General features: G+C 68.2%; 14 protein-coding genes. 10 read left to right on the top strand and 4 right to left on the bottom strand.

What is annotated here, in order from left to right:
• Nucleotides 1–14: 14 nt before the first annotated feature.
• Nucleotides 15–2,183 (top strand): primosomal protein N', encoded by a 2,169-nt coding sequence (locus HMF7854_RS06005; protein WP_126718262.1) that lies wholly within the window; start codon nucleotides 15–17, stop codon nucleotides 2,181–2,183.
• 25 nt (nucleotides 2,184–2,208) lie between these two features.
• Nucleotides 2,209–3,759, top strand: coding sequence for a cryptochrome/photolyase family protein (locus HMF7854_RS06000; protein WP_126718261.1), 1,551 nt, complete (start codon nucleotides 2,209–2,211; stop codon nucleotides 3,757–3,759).
• A 4-nt stretch (nucleotides 3,760–3,763) separates the two neighbouring features.
• Here the strand turns inward: HMF7854_RS06000 and HMF7854_RS05995 are convergent, their stop codons facing one another.
• A complete protein-coding gene (locus HMF7854_RS05995) occupies nucleotides 3,764–4,219 on the bottom strand; it encodes a CAP domain-containing protein (RefSeq protein WP_239017024.1) in 456 nt (151 codons plus the stop codon).
• A 176-nt stretch (nucleotides 4,220–4,395) separates the two neighbouring features.
• On the bottom strand, nucleotides 4,396–5,460 hold the full coding sequence (ada, locus tag HMF7854_RS05990) for a bifunctional DNA-binding transcriptional regulator/O6-methylguanine-DNA methyltransferase Ada (protein WP_185829178.1): 1,065 nt from the start codon (nucleotides 5,458–5,460) through the stop codon (nucleotides 4,396–4,398).
• Between the two features lie 44 nt (nucleotides 5,461–5,504).
• Here ada and HMF7854_RS05985 point away from each other — a divergent pair, with 44 nt between their 5' ends.
• The 7 genes from HMF7854_RS05985 (at nucleotide 5,505) to HMF7854_RS05955 (ending at nucleotide 11,164) form a co-directional block, all read left to right on the top strand.
• On the top strand, nucleotides 5,505–5,981 hold the full coding sequence (locus HMF7854_RS05985) for a GNAT family N-acetyltransferase (RefSeq protein WP_239016862.1): 477 nt from the start codon (nucleotides 5,505–5,507) through the stop codon (nucleotides 5,979–5,981).
• Between the two features lie 162 nt (nucleotides 5,982–6,143).
• A complete protein-coding gene (locus HMF7854_RS05980) occupies nucleotides 6,144–6,698 on the top strand; it encodes a F0F1 ATP synthase subunit delta (RefSeq protein ID WP_126718258.1) in 555 nt (184 codons plus the stop codon).
• A gap of 3 nt (nucleotides 6,699–6,701) precedes the next feature.
• Nucleotides 6,702–8,231 carry a F0F1 ATP synthase subunit alpha gene (gene atpA, locus HMF7854_RS05975; RefSeq protein WP_126718257.1) on the top strand — a complete coding sequence of 510 codons (1,530 nt, stop codon included), beginning with the start codon at nucleotides 6,702–6,704 and terminating at the stop codon, nucleotides 8,229–8,231.
• Nucleotides 8,232–8,344: 113 nt separating this feature from the next.
• Nucleotides 8,345–9,229, top strand: coding sequence for a F0F1 ATP synthase subunit gamma (locus HMF7854_RS05970; protein ID WP_126718256.1), 885 nt, complete (start codon nucleotides 8,345–8,347; stop codon nucleotides 9,227–9,229).
• Nucleotides 9,230–9,256: 27 nt separating this feature from the next.
• Nucleotides 9,257–10,729 carry a F0F1 ATP synthase subunit beta gene (gene atpD, locus HMF7854_RS05965; RefSeq protein ID WP_126718255.1) on the top strand — a complete coding sequence of 491 codons (1,473 nt, stop codon included), beginning with the start codon at nucleotides 9,257–9,259 and terminating at the stop codon, nucleotides 10,727–10,729.
• Between the two features lie 5 nt (nucleotides 10,730–10,734).
• A complete protein-coding gene (locus HMF7854_RS05960) occupies nucleotides 10,735–10,914 on the top strand; it encodes an eL24 family ribosomal protein (RefSeq protein WP_239016861.1) in 180 nt (59 codons plus the stop codon).
• A complete protein-coding gene (locus HMF7854_RS05955) occupies nucleotides 10,907–11,164 on the top strand; it encodes an ATP synthase F1 subunit epsilon (protein ID WP_126718253.1) in 258 nt (85 codons plus the stop codon). The genes HMF7854_RS05960 and HMF7854_RS05955 overlap by 8 nt, the downstream gene beginning before the upstream one ends.
• Nucleotides 11,165–11,167: 3 nt before the next feature.
• Here the strand turns inward: HMF7854_RS05955 and HMF7854_RS05950 are convergent, their stop codons facing one another.
• Nucleotides 11,168–12,655, bottom strand: a complete 1,488-nt coding sequence (locus HMF7854_RS05950) for a hypothetical protein (protein ID WP_126718252.1) — start codon at nucleotides 12,653–12,655, stop codon at nucleotides 11,168–11,170.
• 192 nt (nucleotides 12,656–12,847) lie between these two features.
• Here HMF7854_RS05950 and HMF7854_RS05945 point away from each other — a divergent pair, with 192 nt between their 5' ends.
• Entirely contained in the window at nucleotides 12,848–14,350 is a 1,503-nt protein-coding gene (locus HMF7854_RS05945) for a TadA family conjugal transfer-associated ATPase (protein WP_126718251.1), read from the top strand.
• A 16-nt stretch (nucleotides 14,351–14,366) separates the two neighbouring features.
• On the opposite strand, the gene HMF7854_RS05940 is transcribed toward HMF7854_RS05945, so the two are convergent.
• Nucleotides 14,367–14,975: a hypothetical protein gene (locus HMF7854_RS05940; protein WP_126718250.1), complete on the bottom strand. Its 609-nt coding sequence runs from the start codon at nucleotides 14,973–14,975 to the stop codon at nucleotides 14,367–14,369.
• Between the last annotated feature and the right edge of the window lie 236 nt (nucleotides 14,976–15,211).

The raw sequence follows: 15,211 nt of genomic DNA, 5'->3' as shown, positions 1-15,211 counted from the left end.
CAAAGACGGCGCAAATGCCTCTCCCTCGCTGCCGTGTCGTTACCTTGAATGCCGCGCTCGGGCCGCTCGACTATCGCGTGCCGGAGGGGCTCGCGGTCGAGCCCGGCAGCGTGGTCGTCGCACCGCTCGGCCCGCGCCAGCTGATCGGGGTCGCGTGGGAGGCCGAGCGACTGCCGACCGAGGAAGTCGGCGACAACCGGCTCCGTCCGCTCGCCGGGCTGATCGACGTTCCACCGGTCCGCGCTCCGCTGCGCCGCCTGTGCGAATGGACCGCCGACTATTACCTCAGCCCGCTCGCCGCGGTGCTCAGGATGGTCCTGCCCTCGTCGAGCGCGCTGGCCGGCCCGCGCCAGCTCACCGAATATCGTCCGACCGGGCAGGTCCCGCCCCGCCTTACCCCGCAGCGCATGCAGGCGCTCGAGCGGCTGGAAGGACGGCAGGGTACGATCCGCGAGCTCGCCGACCACGCCGAGGTCAGTGACGCGGTGTTGCGCGGACTGGTCAACGCCGGTGCGCTTGAAGCAGTGGCGGTCGAGGCCGACCGGCCGCTCGACTGTCCCGACCCCGACTTCGCGCCGCCCACCCTCTCGCCCGACCAGGCCCAAGCGGCGGCCAGCCTCGCCGGCGCGATCGGCAAGGGCTTCGACCCCGCGCTGCTCGACGGCGTCACTGGCTCGGGCAAGACCGAGGTCTATTTCGAGGCGATCGCCGAGTGCCTGCGCCACGGGAAGCAGGCGCTTGTCCTCCTTCCCGAGATCGCGCTCACCGAGCCCTTCCTGAAGCGGTTTCAGGCGCGGTTTGGCTGCGCTCCGGCCGCTTGGCACAGCGACCTCCGCTCTTCCCAGCGGCGCCGGACCTGGCGCGGGATAGCCAGCGGCGAGGCGAGCGTCACCGTCGGCGCCCGCTCAGCCCTCTTCCTCCCCTACGCGAACCTCGGGCTGATCGTCGTCGACGAGGCGCACGAGCCCTCGTTCAAGCAGGAGGACGGGGTCCAGTACCATGCCCGCGACGTGGCGGTGATGCGCGGCCATTTCGAGGACGTGCCCGTCATCCTCTCCTCCGCCACTCCGGCCGTCGAAACCCGCCACATGGTCGAGATCGGCCGCTACCGCGAGGTCCAGCTGCCGATCCGCTTCGCCGGCGCCCGCCTGCCCGAGCTTCGCGCCGTCGACCTAACCAAGGACCCGCCGCCGCGCGGACGCTGGCTCGCGCCGAGCCTCGTCGCGGAGCTCGAGGCCAATCTCGAAGCGGGCGAGCAGAGCCTGCTCTTCCTTAATCGTCGCGGCTTTGCGCCGCTAACCCTCTGCCGCCATTGCGGCCATCGCTTCCAGTGCCCCAACTGCACCGCATGGATGGTTGAGCACCGGCTGATGCACCGGCTCGCCTGCCATCATTGCGGGCTGGTGATCCCGCCGCCCCAGGAATGCCCCGAGTGCGGCGAGCAGGACAGCCTGGTCGCCTGCGGGCCGGGGGTGGAGCGGATCGCCGACGAGGTCGCCGCGCTCTTCCCCGAGGCGCGGACCGCGATCGTCACCTCCGACACCATCTGGTCGCCCCAGCGCGCCGCCGAGTTCGTCCGCGCGATGGAAGCGCACGAGATCGACATCGTCATCGGCACCCAGCTCGTCACCAAGGGCTATCATTTCCCCAACCTGACCCTCGTCGGGGTGGTCGACGCCGACCTCGGGCTCCAGGGTGGCGACCTTCGCGCGGCGGAGCGCAGCTTCCAGCAGATCAGCCAGGTCGCCGGGCGCGCCGGGCGCGGCGAGAAGCCGGGGCGTGTCCTGATCCAGACCCATGACCCGGACGCGCCGGTCATCGCCGCACTGATCGCCGGCGACGCGCCCGGCTTCTACGCCGCCGAGACCGAGGCCCGCCGAGAGGCAGCGATGCCGCCGTTCGGGCGGCTGGCGGCGATCATCGTCTCGGCCGAGGACGCGCAGGAGGCGGAGGGCGTCGCCCGCCGGATCGGCCAAGCCGCGCCCGAGGTAGAGGGAATGGCGGTGTTCGGCCCCGCTCCCGCCCCGCTCGCCATGCTCCGCGGCCGCCACCGCCAGAGGCTGCTGGTCCACGCCGCGCGCAAGCTCGACGTGCAGGACGTCATCCGCGACTGGCTCGGGACCGTCGAATGGAGCGCGAAGGTCCGCGTCGCGGTCGACGTCGACCCTTATAGTTTCCTTTAGCAACCTGATGCGTTGAGCGGGCCGTATGCCTGTTCTCGTTCCCGTGCTGGGCGACCAGCTCAGCCACCAGCTCCCCAGCCTCGTCGGGGTCGAGCCCGCCGACACGATCGTGCTGATGATGGAGGTCTGGGACGAGACCCAGTACGTCAAGCACCACAAGCAGAAGATCGCGCTGATCTTCTCGGCGATGCGGCACTTCGCGGAGGAACTCCGCCGGCGTGGCTTCGCCGTCGACTATGTGAAGCTCGACGATCCCGGCAACAGCGGCAGCTTCACCGGCGAGGTCGAGCGCGCGGTGAAGCGCCATCGCGCGAGCGCGATCCGCACCGTCGAGGCGGGCGAGCGGCGCGTGCTCGCCATGCAGCGGAGCTGGGAAGGACGCTTTGCTGTCCCAGTCCGCCTGCTGCCCGACACCCGCTTCCTCTGCTCGATCGAGGAGTTCCTGGACTGGGCCGGCGCGCGGCGCGAGCTCACCATGGAATATTTCTACCGCGACATGCGCCGGCGCACCGGGCTTCTAATGAGTGCGGACGGCAAGCCCGAGGGCGAGCGGTGGAACTATGACGCCGACAACCGCGACGCCGCCCCGCCCGGGACCGACTTCCCCGACCGCCCGCGGTTCCAGAAGGACGTGATCACCCGCGAGGTGATCGAGCTGGTCGAGGACCGCTTCGGCTCGCACTTCGGGACGCTCGAGGGGTTCGAGTGGCCGGTCACCGCCGACGAGGCGGAATATGCCTTGTCCGATTTCCTAAGTCAGCGCCTGCCCCGCTTCGGCGCGACTCAGGACGCGATGCTGATCGGCGAGGTGACGATGAACCACGCGCTGGTCTCCACCTCGATCAACCTAGGGCTGCTCGACCCGCTCGAGGTCTGCCGCCGCGCCGAGGCCGAGTACCGCGCCGGCCGCGCACCGCTCAACGCGGTCGAGGGCTTCATTCGCCAGGTCATCGGCTGGCGCGAATATGTCCGCGGCATCTACTGGTGGGAGGGCGAGGGCTACCGCGAGCGCAACTTCCTCGAGGCGCGGCGCAAGCTGCCGGGCTTCTACTGGTCCGGCGAGACGGACATGAAATGCCTTGCCGAGTGCATCGGGATCACCCGCGACAATGGCTTCGCGCACCACATCCAGCGGCTGATGGTGCTCGGCAACTTCGCGATGCTGGCGGGGATCGATCCGGCGGAGGTCAGCGACTGGTACCTCGTCGTCTACGCCGACGCCTATGAATGGGTCGAGATGCCCAACGTGATCGGGATGAGCCAGCACGCCGACGGCGGACGGATGGCCTCGAAGCCATATGCGGCGAGCGGCGCCTACATCGACCGGATGAGCGATTATTGCGCGCACTGCGTCTACGACGTGAAGAAGAAGGTCGGGCCGCGCGCCTGCCCGTTCAACTCGCTCTACTGGGATTTCCTCGACCGCAATCGAGAGCGGCTCGGCCCTAACCGCCGGCTGCGCAACCCTTATGCGACGTGGGACCGGATGAGCGAGGAGAAGCGCGCGGCCTACCGGGATCAGGCGGCGCGTTTCCTCGCGACCCTTGAGCCGCCCGAGAGCGACTGGGTGTACTGAGCGCTCAGTAGACTGGAAGCGTGTCGACGTTGCCTGGCGGCGAATAGCGGCACACCAGATAGTCATAGTCCTGCGACGAGCGGATCGCGCACCCGATGTGCGTCGTCCCGCGCCACAGGATCTGGCTGTAGTGGCCGACATCTTCCCAGTTGCCGGTACGGCTCACCGCCGGGAAGTTGCCGGCGCGGAAGAAGCGGCCCTCGGACAGCCAGCCGCCGACCATCTGCTCGGGGCTGAACGCACCGCGCGTGCCCATCCAGAGATTCTCGCCCTGCCCCGGCCGCGCGGAGCGGTCGGAGTGGCCCCAGCGGCCGGTGCGCGCGAGTTCCGCGGCGTAGCCGGCGGCGGCGGCGGCAAGCGACGCGTCCCACTGCATCGGCCCGACGCCCAAGGCGCCGCGAGCGGCGTTCTGCTGCGCCAGCAGCCGGTCGGGGACCGAGGCGCTGGTGAACATCGGCATGGCCACGGCCGCGCCGGAAGAAAGGCTTGCGGCCGCGACGGCCGCTGCCGCGAGCGCGGCAACACGGTAATTGAAAAGCATTTCCCATCCCCCCGGATCGGTTGGATGGGATGCTCATCGGCCTGAAAGGTAAAGCAAAGGTGACCGTAACCAGCTTTACGACGAACCGACTCGAACTAGCGATCATTCAGAGGAACCTTGGCGTCCTCCCGCAGATCTACGCCCTCGGCGGTTAACAGCTTTCGCTTGCGTTCGAGCCCGCCCGCATAGCCGCCGAGCGTACCGTCCGCTCGAATCACGCGGTGGCAGGGCACCAGAACGGCCACGGGATTCTGCCCGTTTGCGGTGCCGACCGCCCGCGTTGCGGTGGGTGCGCCGAGGGCGGCGGCGATGTCGGCGTAGCTGCGCGTCTCGCCCGGAGGGATGCGCCGAAGCTCGGCCCAGACCCGCTCCTGGAAGGCGGTTCCGCGGACGTCGATCGGCAGCTCGGGGGCGCTCGCGGGAGTCTCGATCGCGGCGACGATTCCGGCGACCAGTCCGGCCAGCCCGCCGTCGTCGCGGCAAACCTCGGCGTTCGGGAACAGCCGCACGAGCACCGCCTCGTCCTCGTCGAACGTCAGCCGGCAGATGCCCTTGTCGGTCGCGGCGACGAGCAGCGGACCGAGATCGGTGTCGGACCGGGTCCAGCGCACGGTCGCGCCGCGCCCGCCGTCGATCCAGGCGGATGGAGTCATGCCCAGTCTCTCCTTCGCATCGGCATAGAAACGGCTCGGCGCCGCATAGCCGCTATCGTAAATGGCGTCGGTCACCCGCTCCGCTCCGCGCAGCGCCTGCTCGGCGCGGCGCGCCCGGAACGCGCGGGCATAGGCGGCGGGAGAGAGGCCGATCTCGCGGCTGAACAGGCGCTGGAAATGGTGCGGGGCATAGCCGACCGCGGCGGCGATCGCCTCGAGCGTGGGTGCTTCCTCCGCTTCCTCGATCAGCCGGACGGCCGCGGCGACCGCCTGTCGGTCGCGGCCCACCTCGTCCGGGCGGCAGCGCAGGCAGGGCCGGAACCCGGCGGCGCGCGCCGTCGCCGCGTCGGCGAAGAAGCGGACGTTCTCGCGCCGGGGCCGCCGTGCCGGGCAGCTCGGCTTGCAGTAGATCCCGGTCGTGGTGACGGCCCCGATGAACGCGCCGTCTTGCGCCCGGTCTCGCGCTTCGAAGGCCGCCCAGGCGGCGTCCTCGTCAATTGTTCGCATCAGCATGGACCTACCATAGGCCTTGGCCCTAGGTCGCGCTTCCCATGGCTTGCGCTCAAACCGGCTGGACGATCCACGAGGGCGAGCTGGACCGCCCCGACGTCGCCAAGCTCCTGGCCTTCCACTTCGCCGCAATGCGCGATGGCTCGCCGCCCGACGCCTGCCACGTGCTTCCCGCCGACGCGCTGCACGACCCGGCGATCCGCCTCTTCACCCTGCGCGAGGAGGGTCGGCTGCTCGGGGTGGGCGCGCTCAAGCGGATGGCGCTCGACCATGGCGAGGTGAAGTCGATGCGCACCGCCCCGGCCGCGCTCGGCCGCGGGGTCGGCTCGGCGCTGCTCGCGCACCTCATGGCCGCCGCTCGGGCGAGCGGCATGACCCGGCTCAGCCTCGAAACCGGTTCGACCGGCGCCTTTGCCCCCGCCCTGCGGCTCTACCAGCGCGAAGGCTTCACTCCTTGCCCGCCGTTCGGCACCTATCCTGACAGCGAGTTCACGCGCTTTCTCAGCCGTACGCTGTAGAGTCGCCCCGAGGCCACGTCCTCGTCCCTTCGGCCGCCCTCGGCGCGCGGCTTCTTGCATCGCTTCGGGCCCCCTGCTACGGGCGCGCCAACCCTGCGGGGGCGGGCGGTCCGAGAGGGCTGCGGCGCCCCGCTACGCACATCAATTCGGAGCTTTTTGCGCGTGGAGACATCCGGCGGCATTCGGGCCAGCTTAGCGGGACGCTATGCGTCGGCGCTGTTCGATCTGGCCCGCGACGAACGGCAGATCGACGCCGTGTCGCGCAGCCTCGACACGGTCCGCCAGACGCTCGGCGAATCGGCCGACCTTCGGACCGTCGTCAGCTCGCCGCTGATCGGCCGGGTCAATGCCGGCAAGGCGATTGAGGCCGCGTCGGCGCAGCTCCAGCTCGATCCCATCACCACCCGATTCCTCGGCGTCCTCGCCAAGAACGGCCGTCTGTCGCAGCTCGGCGAGGTCATCCGTCTGTTCACGCGGCTGTCGGCCGACCATCGCGGCGAGACCACCGCCGAGGTCGTCTCGGCCCGCCCGCTCGACGACGAACAGGTCGCCCAGCTCAAGCAGCAGCTTCGCGCCCGCGCCGGCCGCGACGTCATGATCGACGCCCGCGTCGATCCCTCCATCCTCGGCGGAATCGTCGTCCGGCTGGGAAGCCAGATGATCGACGTCTCGATCCGGACCAAACTCAACACCCTCGCCACGGCGATGAAAGGCTAAGCAATGGACATCCGCGCCGCTGAAATCTCGCGCGTCATCCGCGACCAGATCGCGAACTTCGACGCCGACGCTCAGGTCTCCGAAATCGGTCAGGTCCTCTCGGTCGGCGACGGCATCGCCCGCGTCCACGGCCTCGACAATGTCCAGGCCGGCGAGATGGTCGAATTCGAGGGCGGCGTGCAGGGCATGGCGCTCAACCTCGAGGCCGACAATGTCGGCGTCGTGATCTTCGGCTCGGACAGCGGGATCAAGGAGGCATCGACCGTCAAGCGCACCGGCACCATCGTCGACGTGCCCGTCGGCAAGGGCCTGCTCGGCCGCGTCGTCGACGCGCTCGGCAACCCGATCGACGGCAAGGGCCCGATCGACGCCACCGAGCGCCGCCGGGTCGAGGTCAAGGCGCCGGGCATCATCCCGAGGAAGTCGGTTCACGAGCCGGTGCAGACGGGCCTGAAGGCGCTCGACGCGCTCGTCCCGGTCGGTCGCGGCCAGCGCGAGCTGATCATCGGCGACCGCCAGACCGGCAAGACCGCCGTCGCGCTCGACACCTTCATCAACCAGAAGCAGGCGAACGCCGGCACCGACGAGAACCAAAAGCTCTACTGCATCTACGTCGCCGTCGGGCAGAAGCGCTCGACCGTCGCGCAGATCGTCCGCGCGCTCGAGGAAAACGGCGCGATGGAATATTCGATCGTCGTCGCCGCGACCGCCTCGGAGCCCGCCCCGCTGCAGTTCCTCGCCCCCTACGCCGGCTGCGCGATGGGCGAATATTTCCGCGACAACGGCATGCACGCGGTCATCGTCTACGACGATCTCTCGAAGCAGGCTGTTGCGTATCGCCAGATGTCGCTGCTGCTCCGTCGTCCGCCGGGCCGCGAGGCCTATCCGGGCGACGTCTTCTATCTCCACAGCCGCCTGCTCGAGCGCGCCGCGAAGATGAACGACGAGAATGGCAACGGCTCGCTGACCGCGCTGCCGATCATCGAGACCCAGGCGGGCGACGTGTCGGCCTACATCCCGACCAACGTCATCTCGATCACCGACGGCCAGATCTTCCTCGAGACCGACCTCTTCTACCAAGGCATCCGCCCGGCCATCAACGTCGGCCTCTCGGTGTCGCGCGTCGGCTCCTCGGCGCAGACCAAGGCGATGAAGAAGGTCGCCGGCTCGATCAAGCTCGAGCTCGCCCAGTATCGTGAAATGGCCGCCTTCGCCCAGTTCGGCTCCGACCTCGACGCCTCGACCCAGCGCCTGCTGGCCCGCGGCGCGCGCCTGACCGAGCTGCTGAAGCAGCCGCAATATTCGCCGATGCCGATCGAGGAGCAGGTCGCGTCCATCTTCGCCGGAACGCAGGGTTTCATCGACACGGTCCCGACCGCCGACGTCACCCGCTACGAGGCGGCGATGCTGAGCTATTTGCGCTCGGACAAGCCGGAAGTGCTCGCCAAGATCCGCGACACCAAGGCGCTCGACGACGAGACGGCAGCGGCGCTCAAGGACGCGCTGACGACGTTCGGACGGGAATTCGCCTAACGCGCACCTCCGTCATCCTGAACTTGTTTCAGGACCCATGGCGGAGCGGCGAAGCAGGTCGGAAAATGGGTGCTGAACCAGGTTCAGCATGACGGTTTGAAGGGTTAACTGAGTTGGCATCGCTGAAAGCCCTCAAGATCCGCATCGGCTCGGTGAAGTCGACGCAGAAGATCACCAAGGCGATGAAGATGGTCGCCGCGGCGAAGCTGCGCCGCGCGCAGTCGAACGCCGAAGCCGCGCGCCCCTATGCGCAGCGGCTGTCGACGGTCGTCTCCAGCCTCGCCTCGCGCATCACCGTTGGCCCGCAGTCGCCCAGGCTGATCGCCGGGTCGGGGCAGGACCAGACCCACCTGATCATCGTCGCCACCGGCGACCGCGGCCTCGCCGGCGCATTCAACACCAACATCGTCCGCGCCGTCCGCCGCAAGGCGGACGCGCTGATCGCGCAGGGCAAGACCGTCCATTTCTACCTCGTCGGCCGCAAGGGCCGGCCGGTGATCCAGCGCTTCTATCCCAAGGCGATCGTCGGCCAGTACGACACCGGCGACATGAAGAACCCGGCCTATGCCAACGCCCAGGCGATCGCCGAGGACATCACCGAGCGCTTCCTCGGCGGACAGTTCGACGTCGCCCACCTCGCCTATTCCAACTTCAAGTCGGTGCTCGCGCAGGAGCCGACGGTCGACCAGATCATCCCGGTCGTGCCAGCCACCAGCGACGCTGCGGCGAATACCGCCGCCTCCGCCGCGATCGAGTATGAGCCCGACGAGGAATCGATCCTCGCCGATCTCCTCCCGCGCAACGTCGCGATCCAGATCTATCGCGCCTTGCTCGAGAACCAGGCCGGCTTCTACGGCTCGCAGATGACCGCGATGGACAATGCGACCCGCAACGCCGGCGACATGATCAACCGCCTCACCATCCAGTACAACCGCCAGCGCCAGGCCGCGATCACGACCGAGCTGGTGGAAATCATCTCCGGCGCCGAAGCGCTCTAGGACATTCGAGAAGGCAAGGAAGACACCATGGCCACCGCCGCTGACACCCTCAACAACCCGCAGACGAGCAACCTCGTCGGCCGCGTCGCGCAGGTCATCGGCGCGGTCGTCGACGTCGCGTTCGACGGCGAGCTGCCGCCGATCCTCGGCGCGCTCGAGACCGACAATGGCGGCAACCGCCTCGTCCTCGAAGTCGCCCAGCACCTCGGCGAGAACATGGTCCGCACCATCGCGATGGACTCGACCGAAGGCCTGACCCGCGGCCAGACGGTAAACTCGACCGGCTCGCAGATCCGCGTCCCCGTTGGCCCCAAGACCCTCGGCCGAATCATGAACGTGGTCGGCGAGCCGATCGACGAGCGCGGCCCGATCGGTAGCGACCTCTCCGCCCCGATCCACGCCAGCGCGCCGCCCTTCGTCGACCAGTCGACCGAGGCCGCCATTCTCGTCACCGGGATCAAGGTCATCGACCTCCTCGCCCCCTACGCCAAGGGCGGCAAGATCGGCCTGTTCGGCGGCGCCGGCGTAGGCAAGACCGTGCTCATCCAGGAACTGATCAACAACATCGCCAAGGGCCACGGCGGCGTCAGCGTGTTCGCCGGCGTCGGCGAGCGGACCCGCGAGGGCAATGACCTCTACCACGAGTTCCTCGACGCAGGCGTCATCGCTAAGGACGCCGAGGGCAACCCCACGCCGGAAGGCTCCAAGGTCGCGCTGGTGTTCGGCCAGATGAACGAGCCGCCGGGAGCCCGTGCCCGCGTCGCGCTGTCGGGCCTCACCCAGGCCGAATATTTTCGCGACCAGGAAGGGCAGGACGTGCTCTTCTTCGTCGACAACATCTTCCGCTTCACCCAGGCCGGCTCTGAAGTGTCGGCGCTGCTCGGCCGCATCCCCTCGGCCGTCGGCTATCAGCCGACGCTCGCCACCGACATGGGCCAGCTGCAGGAGCGGATCACCTCGACCAACAAGGGCTCGATCACCTCGGTGCAGGCGATCTACGTCCCCGCGGACGATCTGACCGACCCGGCCCCGGCGACCAGCTTCGCCCACTTGGATGCGACCACGACGCTGTCGCGCGCCATCTCGGAGCTCGGCATCTACCCGGCGGTCGACCCGCTCGACTCGGTCAGTCGCGTGCTGACCCCGTCGGTCGTCGGCCAGGAGCATTACGAGACCGCCCGCGCCGTCCAGGAGATCCTGCAGAAGTACAAGTCGCTGCAGGACATCATCGCCATCCTCGGCATGGACGAGCTGTCGGAAGAGGATAAGCTCACCGTCAGCCGCGCCCGCAAGATCCAGCGCTTCCTGTCGCAGCCGTTCCACGTCGCCGAGGTCTTCACCGGCATCAGCGGCAAGTTCGTGCAGGTCGAGGACACGGTCCGCTCGTTCAAGGCGGTCGTCGCCGGCGAGTATGACCACCTCCCGGAAGCGGCCTTCTACATGGTCGGCGGGATCGACGAGGCGGTCGAGAAGGCCGAGAAGATGGCTCAGGAGGCCTGAGCCGCTTGAAGCCCAAGCCGCTTAACGAGACCTGCCCCTGGTCGGGCAAGCCGGTGAGTGAGGATTCGCTCACCACCTACCGGGGACAGGTCGTCGGTTTCTGCAACCCGGGTTGCCGGGACAAGTTCGAAGCCGCGAACCGCGCCTTCGACGCCGCGATCGAGAAAGTGACGAACAATGGCTGACCTCCACTTCGAGCTGGTGACCCCCGAGAAGCTGGTCCGCAGCGAGGACGTCTACATGGTCGTCGTCCCCGGCAGCGAGGGCGAGGAAGGCGTGCTCGCCGGGCACGCGCCCTACATGACCACCCTCAAGGACGGCAACCTGGCCATCTACCGCACCCAGGGCTCGCAGCCCCAGACCCTCCGCGTCAGCGGCGGGTTCGCCGAAGTCGGCGACAATGGGCTCACGGTTCTCGCCGAGAGCGCCGAGTAGCGCTCACCCGCCGGCGCGCCGGCGACAGGCGTAGACGAGGATCCCCTCGCCCCCGAAATCACGGCAGGTCCAGGTCGGGTCGAGCTGCTCGACCGCCGGCCTCACGCCGTCGGGCAGGCGATTGTCGGACACCCACAGCAGCGCCGCCGCCGGATCCCCGCGGGCGGCTGTAACCAGCATCCGGTTGCGTTCACCCGTCCAGTCGACCAGCCGCACGTCGACCGGTCGGCCGCTCCGCGCGAACTCGAAGCCTGCAACCTGGCGGAGGTTTTCGATCCCCTGCCCCTGCGCGCTCAGCGCGCCCGTCGGCGTCGACCAGAGAAAGTAGAGGCGTTCAGGGCCGCCCTCGACTAGCCAGCGCGAGGCGGTCTCCAGCTCGAAGTGGCGGCGTTCGCGGAACCGGATATCGTCAGGCCCTAACAGTAACGCCAGCAGAAGCGCGCTTGCGAGGCTCGCATAGACCGCCAGCACGATCGCGCGCGAGCGCGGCCATAAGCGGTCCGCCCACAGCGCGACTCCGAACATCAGTCCCGGCATGGCGGGGGTGAGATAGCGCGGCATCAGCGTCGGGCGGAACAGGCTCGACAGCGCGAGCAGCGCGATCGCAGCGACCGCGCACCATACCAGCAGGGCCTCGGGACTTTGCCGGAGCGCGGCTGCCCGCCACTCGCGACTGGTCAAAACCAGGGCGGCCGGAAGGACAAGGGACTGCGGCCCCATGCCGAGCACCCAAACCGGCAGCAGCACCATCGCCGCAGGTGGCACCGGATTGTAGTGGCCGAACAGGCCGACGGCGAAGAACAGCACGAAGCTCAGGTGAAACAGCATCCACGCTGCCGCCGCCAGCAGCGGCAGCGCGGCGGGAAGCAGCGCCATCCAGCGCCGCCGCTGTGTCGCCAGGATCGCCAGCGCCTCAAGCCCGCTGACCAGCAGGCTGTAGTAGTGCGTGAGGACCGCCAGCGCGGTCAGCGTCGACCAGAGAAGCGCGGCATTCCGATTTGGCCGGTGCAGCAGGCGGCGAAAGGCGATCGCCTGCGCGGCGGAAAGGAAGAAGAGCTGGGGATAGGAGCGCGCCTCGCTCGCCATCGCCAGCATCGGCAGCCACAGCAGGCAGGCTGCCGCCCAGAAGCAGCGGATGTTCAGCCGCTCGTGCCCCTTCCAAGCGATCAGCAGCGGGGCGCCGAACGAGAAGAGCAGCGGCGGCAGGCGGAGCGCGGCATCGCTCGTCCCGGCGAGCTTCGCCCAGCCCCACATGCCCATGTAGAAGGCCGGCCCGGTCAGCTCCGACAGGCACCAGCGAAGAAGGCCGGCAAAGTCCGGTTGCGCCGCGATCGTCGCGGTGAAGCTTTCGTCGAACCACAGCGGAAGGGTCCATCCCGCGGCGAGCCGCGCCGCCAGGGCCAACGCGAAGGCGGTTGCCAGCAGCAGACGCGGCCCGGCAAGGGTAAGGGTCGGCCGCGTGCCGCCGATCACCCCCTCCTCGCTCGCCATTATCGCCATGTTCGCCCTCAACTGCCCGCCGTCTTCTCGCGCGCACGGGTTAGGACGTGGTTAATGGGGCCATGCCGCGAGCACCGAAGCCGACCGGTTCCGGTCCGCGGCTGATTAGAGTTAGCAATTAATCAAACATTCCCGCTTAGCTCCCGGCAGAGCATCGACCAGATTGAACGGGATCGGATCGGAATGAACGCTTTCGGCAAGCGCAACGGGGTGGGCGGCGGTGGTCGACCGAGCTTCGGCGTCGCCCGTCCCATGAAGGGCGGCAGCGGGGGCGACCAGTTCCCGCCGCTGGAGGACGCGGCACCGGCGCCCGAGCCAGCCGCCTCCATGCCGAGCATGCCGGTCGGCCCCACGGGCGCAATGGACCGGCTCAACGATCGCCAGAACGCCAGCGGCGAGCGCGCGTCGAACAAGGCCGAAGGCTTCGAGGCCTCGGTCCACAAGATCAAGGAACAGGTGCTTCCGCGCCTGCTCGAGCGGGTCGACCCGGAAGCGGCGGCGACGCTCGGCAAGGACGAGCTCGCCGAAGAGTTCCGCCCGATCATCGGCGAGGTGCTGGCAGAGCTGAAGATCACCCTCAATAGGCGCGAGCAGTTCGCGCTGGAGAAGGTGCTCGTCGACGAACTGCTCGGCCTCGGGCCGCTGGAGGAGCTCTTGAGCGATCCGGCGGTCAGCGACATCATGGTCAACGGACCCGACCAGACCTTCGTCGAACGCAAGGGCAAGCTGGAGATCGCCTCCATCCAGTTCCGCGACGAGGAGCATCTGTTCCAGATCGCGCAGCGGATCGTGAACAAGGTCGGCCGCCGCGTCGACCAGACCACCCCGCTCGCCGACGCCCGCCTCCCCGACGGAAGCCGCGTCAACGTCATCATCCCGCCGCTCTCGCTGCGCGGGACCGCCATCTCCATCCGTAAATTCTCCGAAAAGCCGATCACGCTCGACATGATGCGCGGCTTCGGTTCGATGTCGGAGAAGATGGCGACGGCGCTCAAGATCGCCGGCGCCTGCCGCTTCAACATCGTCATCTCGGGCGGTACCGGCTCGGGCAAGACGACCATGCTCAATGCCCTGTCGAAGATGATCGACCCGGGCGAGCGCGTCATCACCATCGAGGACGCGGCCGAGCTCCGGCTTCAGCAGCCGCACTGGCTCCCGCTCGAGACCCGTCCGCCCAACCTCGAGGGCCAGGGTGCGATCACTATCCGCGACCTCGTCATCAACGCCCTTCGTATGCGCCCCGACCGGATCATCCTCGGCGAGATTCGCGGCCAGGAGTGTTTCGATCTTCTGGCGGCGATGAACACGGGTCACGACGGGTCGATGGCCACGCTCCACTCCAACTCCCCGCGCGAATGCCTCGCGCGTATGGAGAACATGGTGATGATGGGCGACATCAAGATCCCGAAGGAGGCGATCAGCCGCCAGATCGCGGACTCGGTCGACCTCATCGTTCAGGTCAAGCGCCTCCGCGACGGCTCGCGCCGCACCACCAACGTCACCGAGGTGATCGGCATGGAGGGCGAGGTCATCGTCACCCAAGAGCTGTTCAAGTTCGAATATCTCGACGAGACCCCGGACGGAAAGATCATCGGCGAATATCGCTCGATGGGCCTCAGGCCCTACACGCTGGAAAAGGCCAAGCAGTTCGGCTTCGACCAGCCCTATCTCGAGGCCTGCCTCTGAGCGGGCGTCCTGCGGGTCAGTCCGCGGGCAGCTCGCAGCGGTAGCGGATCATCCCCGGGTACATGAAGCGGTAGACCTCCGGTCCCACCTTGTAGGCCTCGCGGAAGCCGAATTCGCGCAAAGGCCGGGTCACCACATCGTTGCCGATGACCGCCGAGAAGCTCATCGCGCCATGGCCGAGCGAACGGGCGCGCTGGCCATGGGCGGCGAGCAGCCGGGAATAGTGGCCCTGCCCGCGGCAGTCCGGCCGGACCGCCGCATATTCGAGCACATAATCGGCGGCGTGGACCAGCTGCGGCGCCTTGCCGAAGAATCCGAACAAACGGACATAGCGAAGCCAGAAGCCGCGCGCCGCTTCCGCCGGCCAATCGAGCGCGGCCGAGACCTGCTCGAACCCGCTAGCGGTCAGCGGCCGAAGATCGTCCTGCATGTTCGAGAAGGCACTCATCGCCGCGACCGGCGCACCGACTTCGTCTTCGATCAACAGGAAGTCTTCGAGCCGGCCCCAATTGCTCGCGCCGCAGCGGAGCAGCGCCGCATGGAACGCAAGGGGAGCCGTGCCGGTACAATCGAGCGCATCATCGAACACGCCCTTGCCGGTCACCGGCTTCATCGATTCGTGCATCGCCCAGGCAAGGAACGGCACGTCTGCGCTATTCGTCGACCTCACCACGAGAACCATCGCCGCTCCCACACACCGCACGGGGCGGTCATAGCTTAAAGCGACATGACAACCTAATCGGTTAGGACGGTACGGCTTTGATGACCTCGCCCGCTAACTTCGCCCTTCGCGTGAAAGTGGATCGCGACTTCCGATAGTGACGTTCAGGATCACGGCGGTCGGACTCGGAAATGCGACGC

This window comes from Sphingomonas ginkgonis (genome assembly GCF_003970925.1).
Classification (GTDB): domain Bacteria; phylum Pseudomonadota; class Alphaproteobacteria; order Sphingomonadales; family Sphingomonadaceae; genus Sphingomicrobium; species Sphingomicrobium ginkgonis.
Note: the sequence above shows the minus strand (reverse complement) of the source record. Positions and strands in the feature narration are given on the sequence as shown.

Bases quoted from the DNA above. Each gene is read 5' to 3' on its own strand.
- HMF7854_RS05995 (WP_239017024.1), bottom strand. From the start codon at position 4,219: ATGCCGATGTTCACCAGCGCCTCGGTCCCCGACCGGCTGCTGGCGCAG.
- HMF7854_RS05940 (WP_126718250.1), bottom strand. From the start codon at position 14,975: ATGCACGAATCGATGAAGCCGGTGACCGGCAAGGGCGTGTTCGATGAT.
- HMF7854_RS06000 (WP_126718261.1), top strand. From the start codon at position 2,209: ATGCCTGTTCTCGTTCCCGTGCTGGGCGACCAGCTCAGCCACCAGCTC.
- ada (WP_185829178.1), bottom strand. From the start codon at position 5,460: ATGCGAACAATTGACGAGGACGCCGCCTGGGCGGCCTTCGAAGCGCGA.
- HMF7854_RS06005 (WP_126718262.1), top strand. From the start codon at position 15: ATGCCTCTCCCTCGCTGCCGTGTCGTTACCTTGAATGCCGCGCTCGGG.
- HMF7854_RS05945 (WP_126718251.1), top strand. From the start codon at position 12,848: ATGAACGCTTTCGGCAAGCGCAACGGGGTGGGCGGCGGTGGTCGACCG.
- atpA (WP_126718257.1), top strand. From the start codon at position 6,702: ATGGACATCCGCGCCGCTGAAATCTCGCGCGTCATCCGCGACCAGATC.
- HMF7854_RS05950 (WP_126718252.1), bottom strand. From the start codon at position 12,655: ATGGCGAGCGAGGAGGGGGTGATCGGCGGCACGCGGCCGACCCTTACC.
- atpD (WP_126718255.1), top strand. From the start codon at position 9,257: ATGGCCACCGCCGCTGACACCCTCAACAACCCGCAGACGAGCAACCTC.
- HMF7854_RS05985 (WP_239016862.1), top strand. From the start codon at position 5,505: ATGGCTTGCGCTCAAACCGGCTGGACGATCCACGAGGGCGAGCTGGAC.
- HMF7854_RS05955 (WP_126718253.1), top strand. From the start codon at position 10,907: ATGGCTGACCTCCACTTCGAGCTGGTGACCCCCGAGAAGCTGGTCCGC.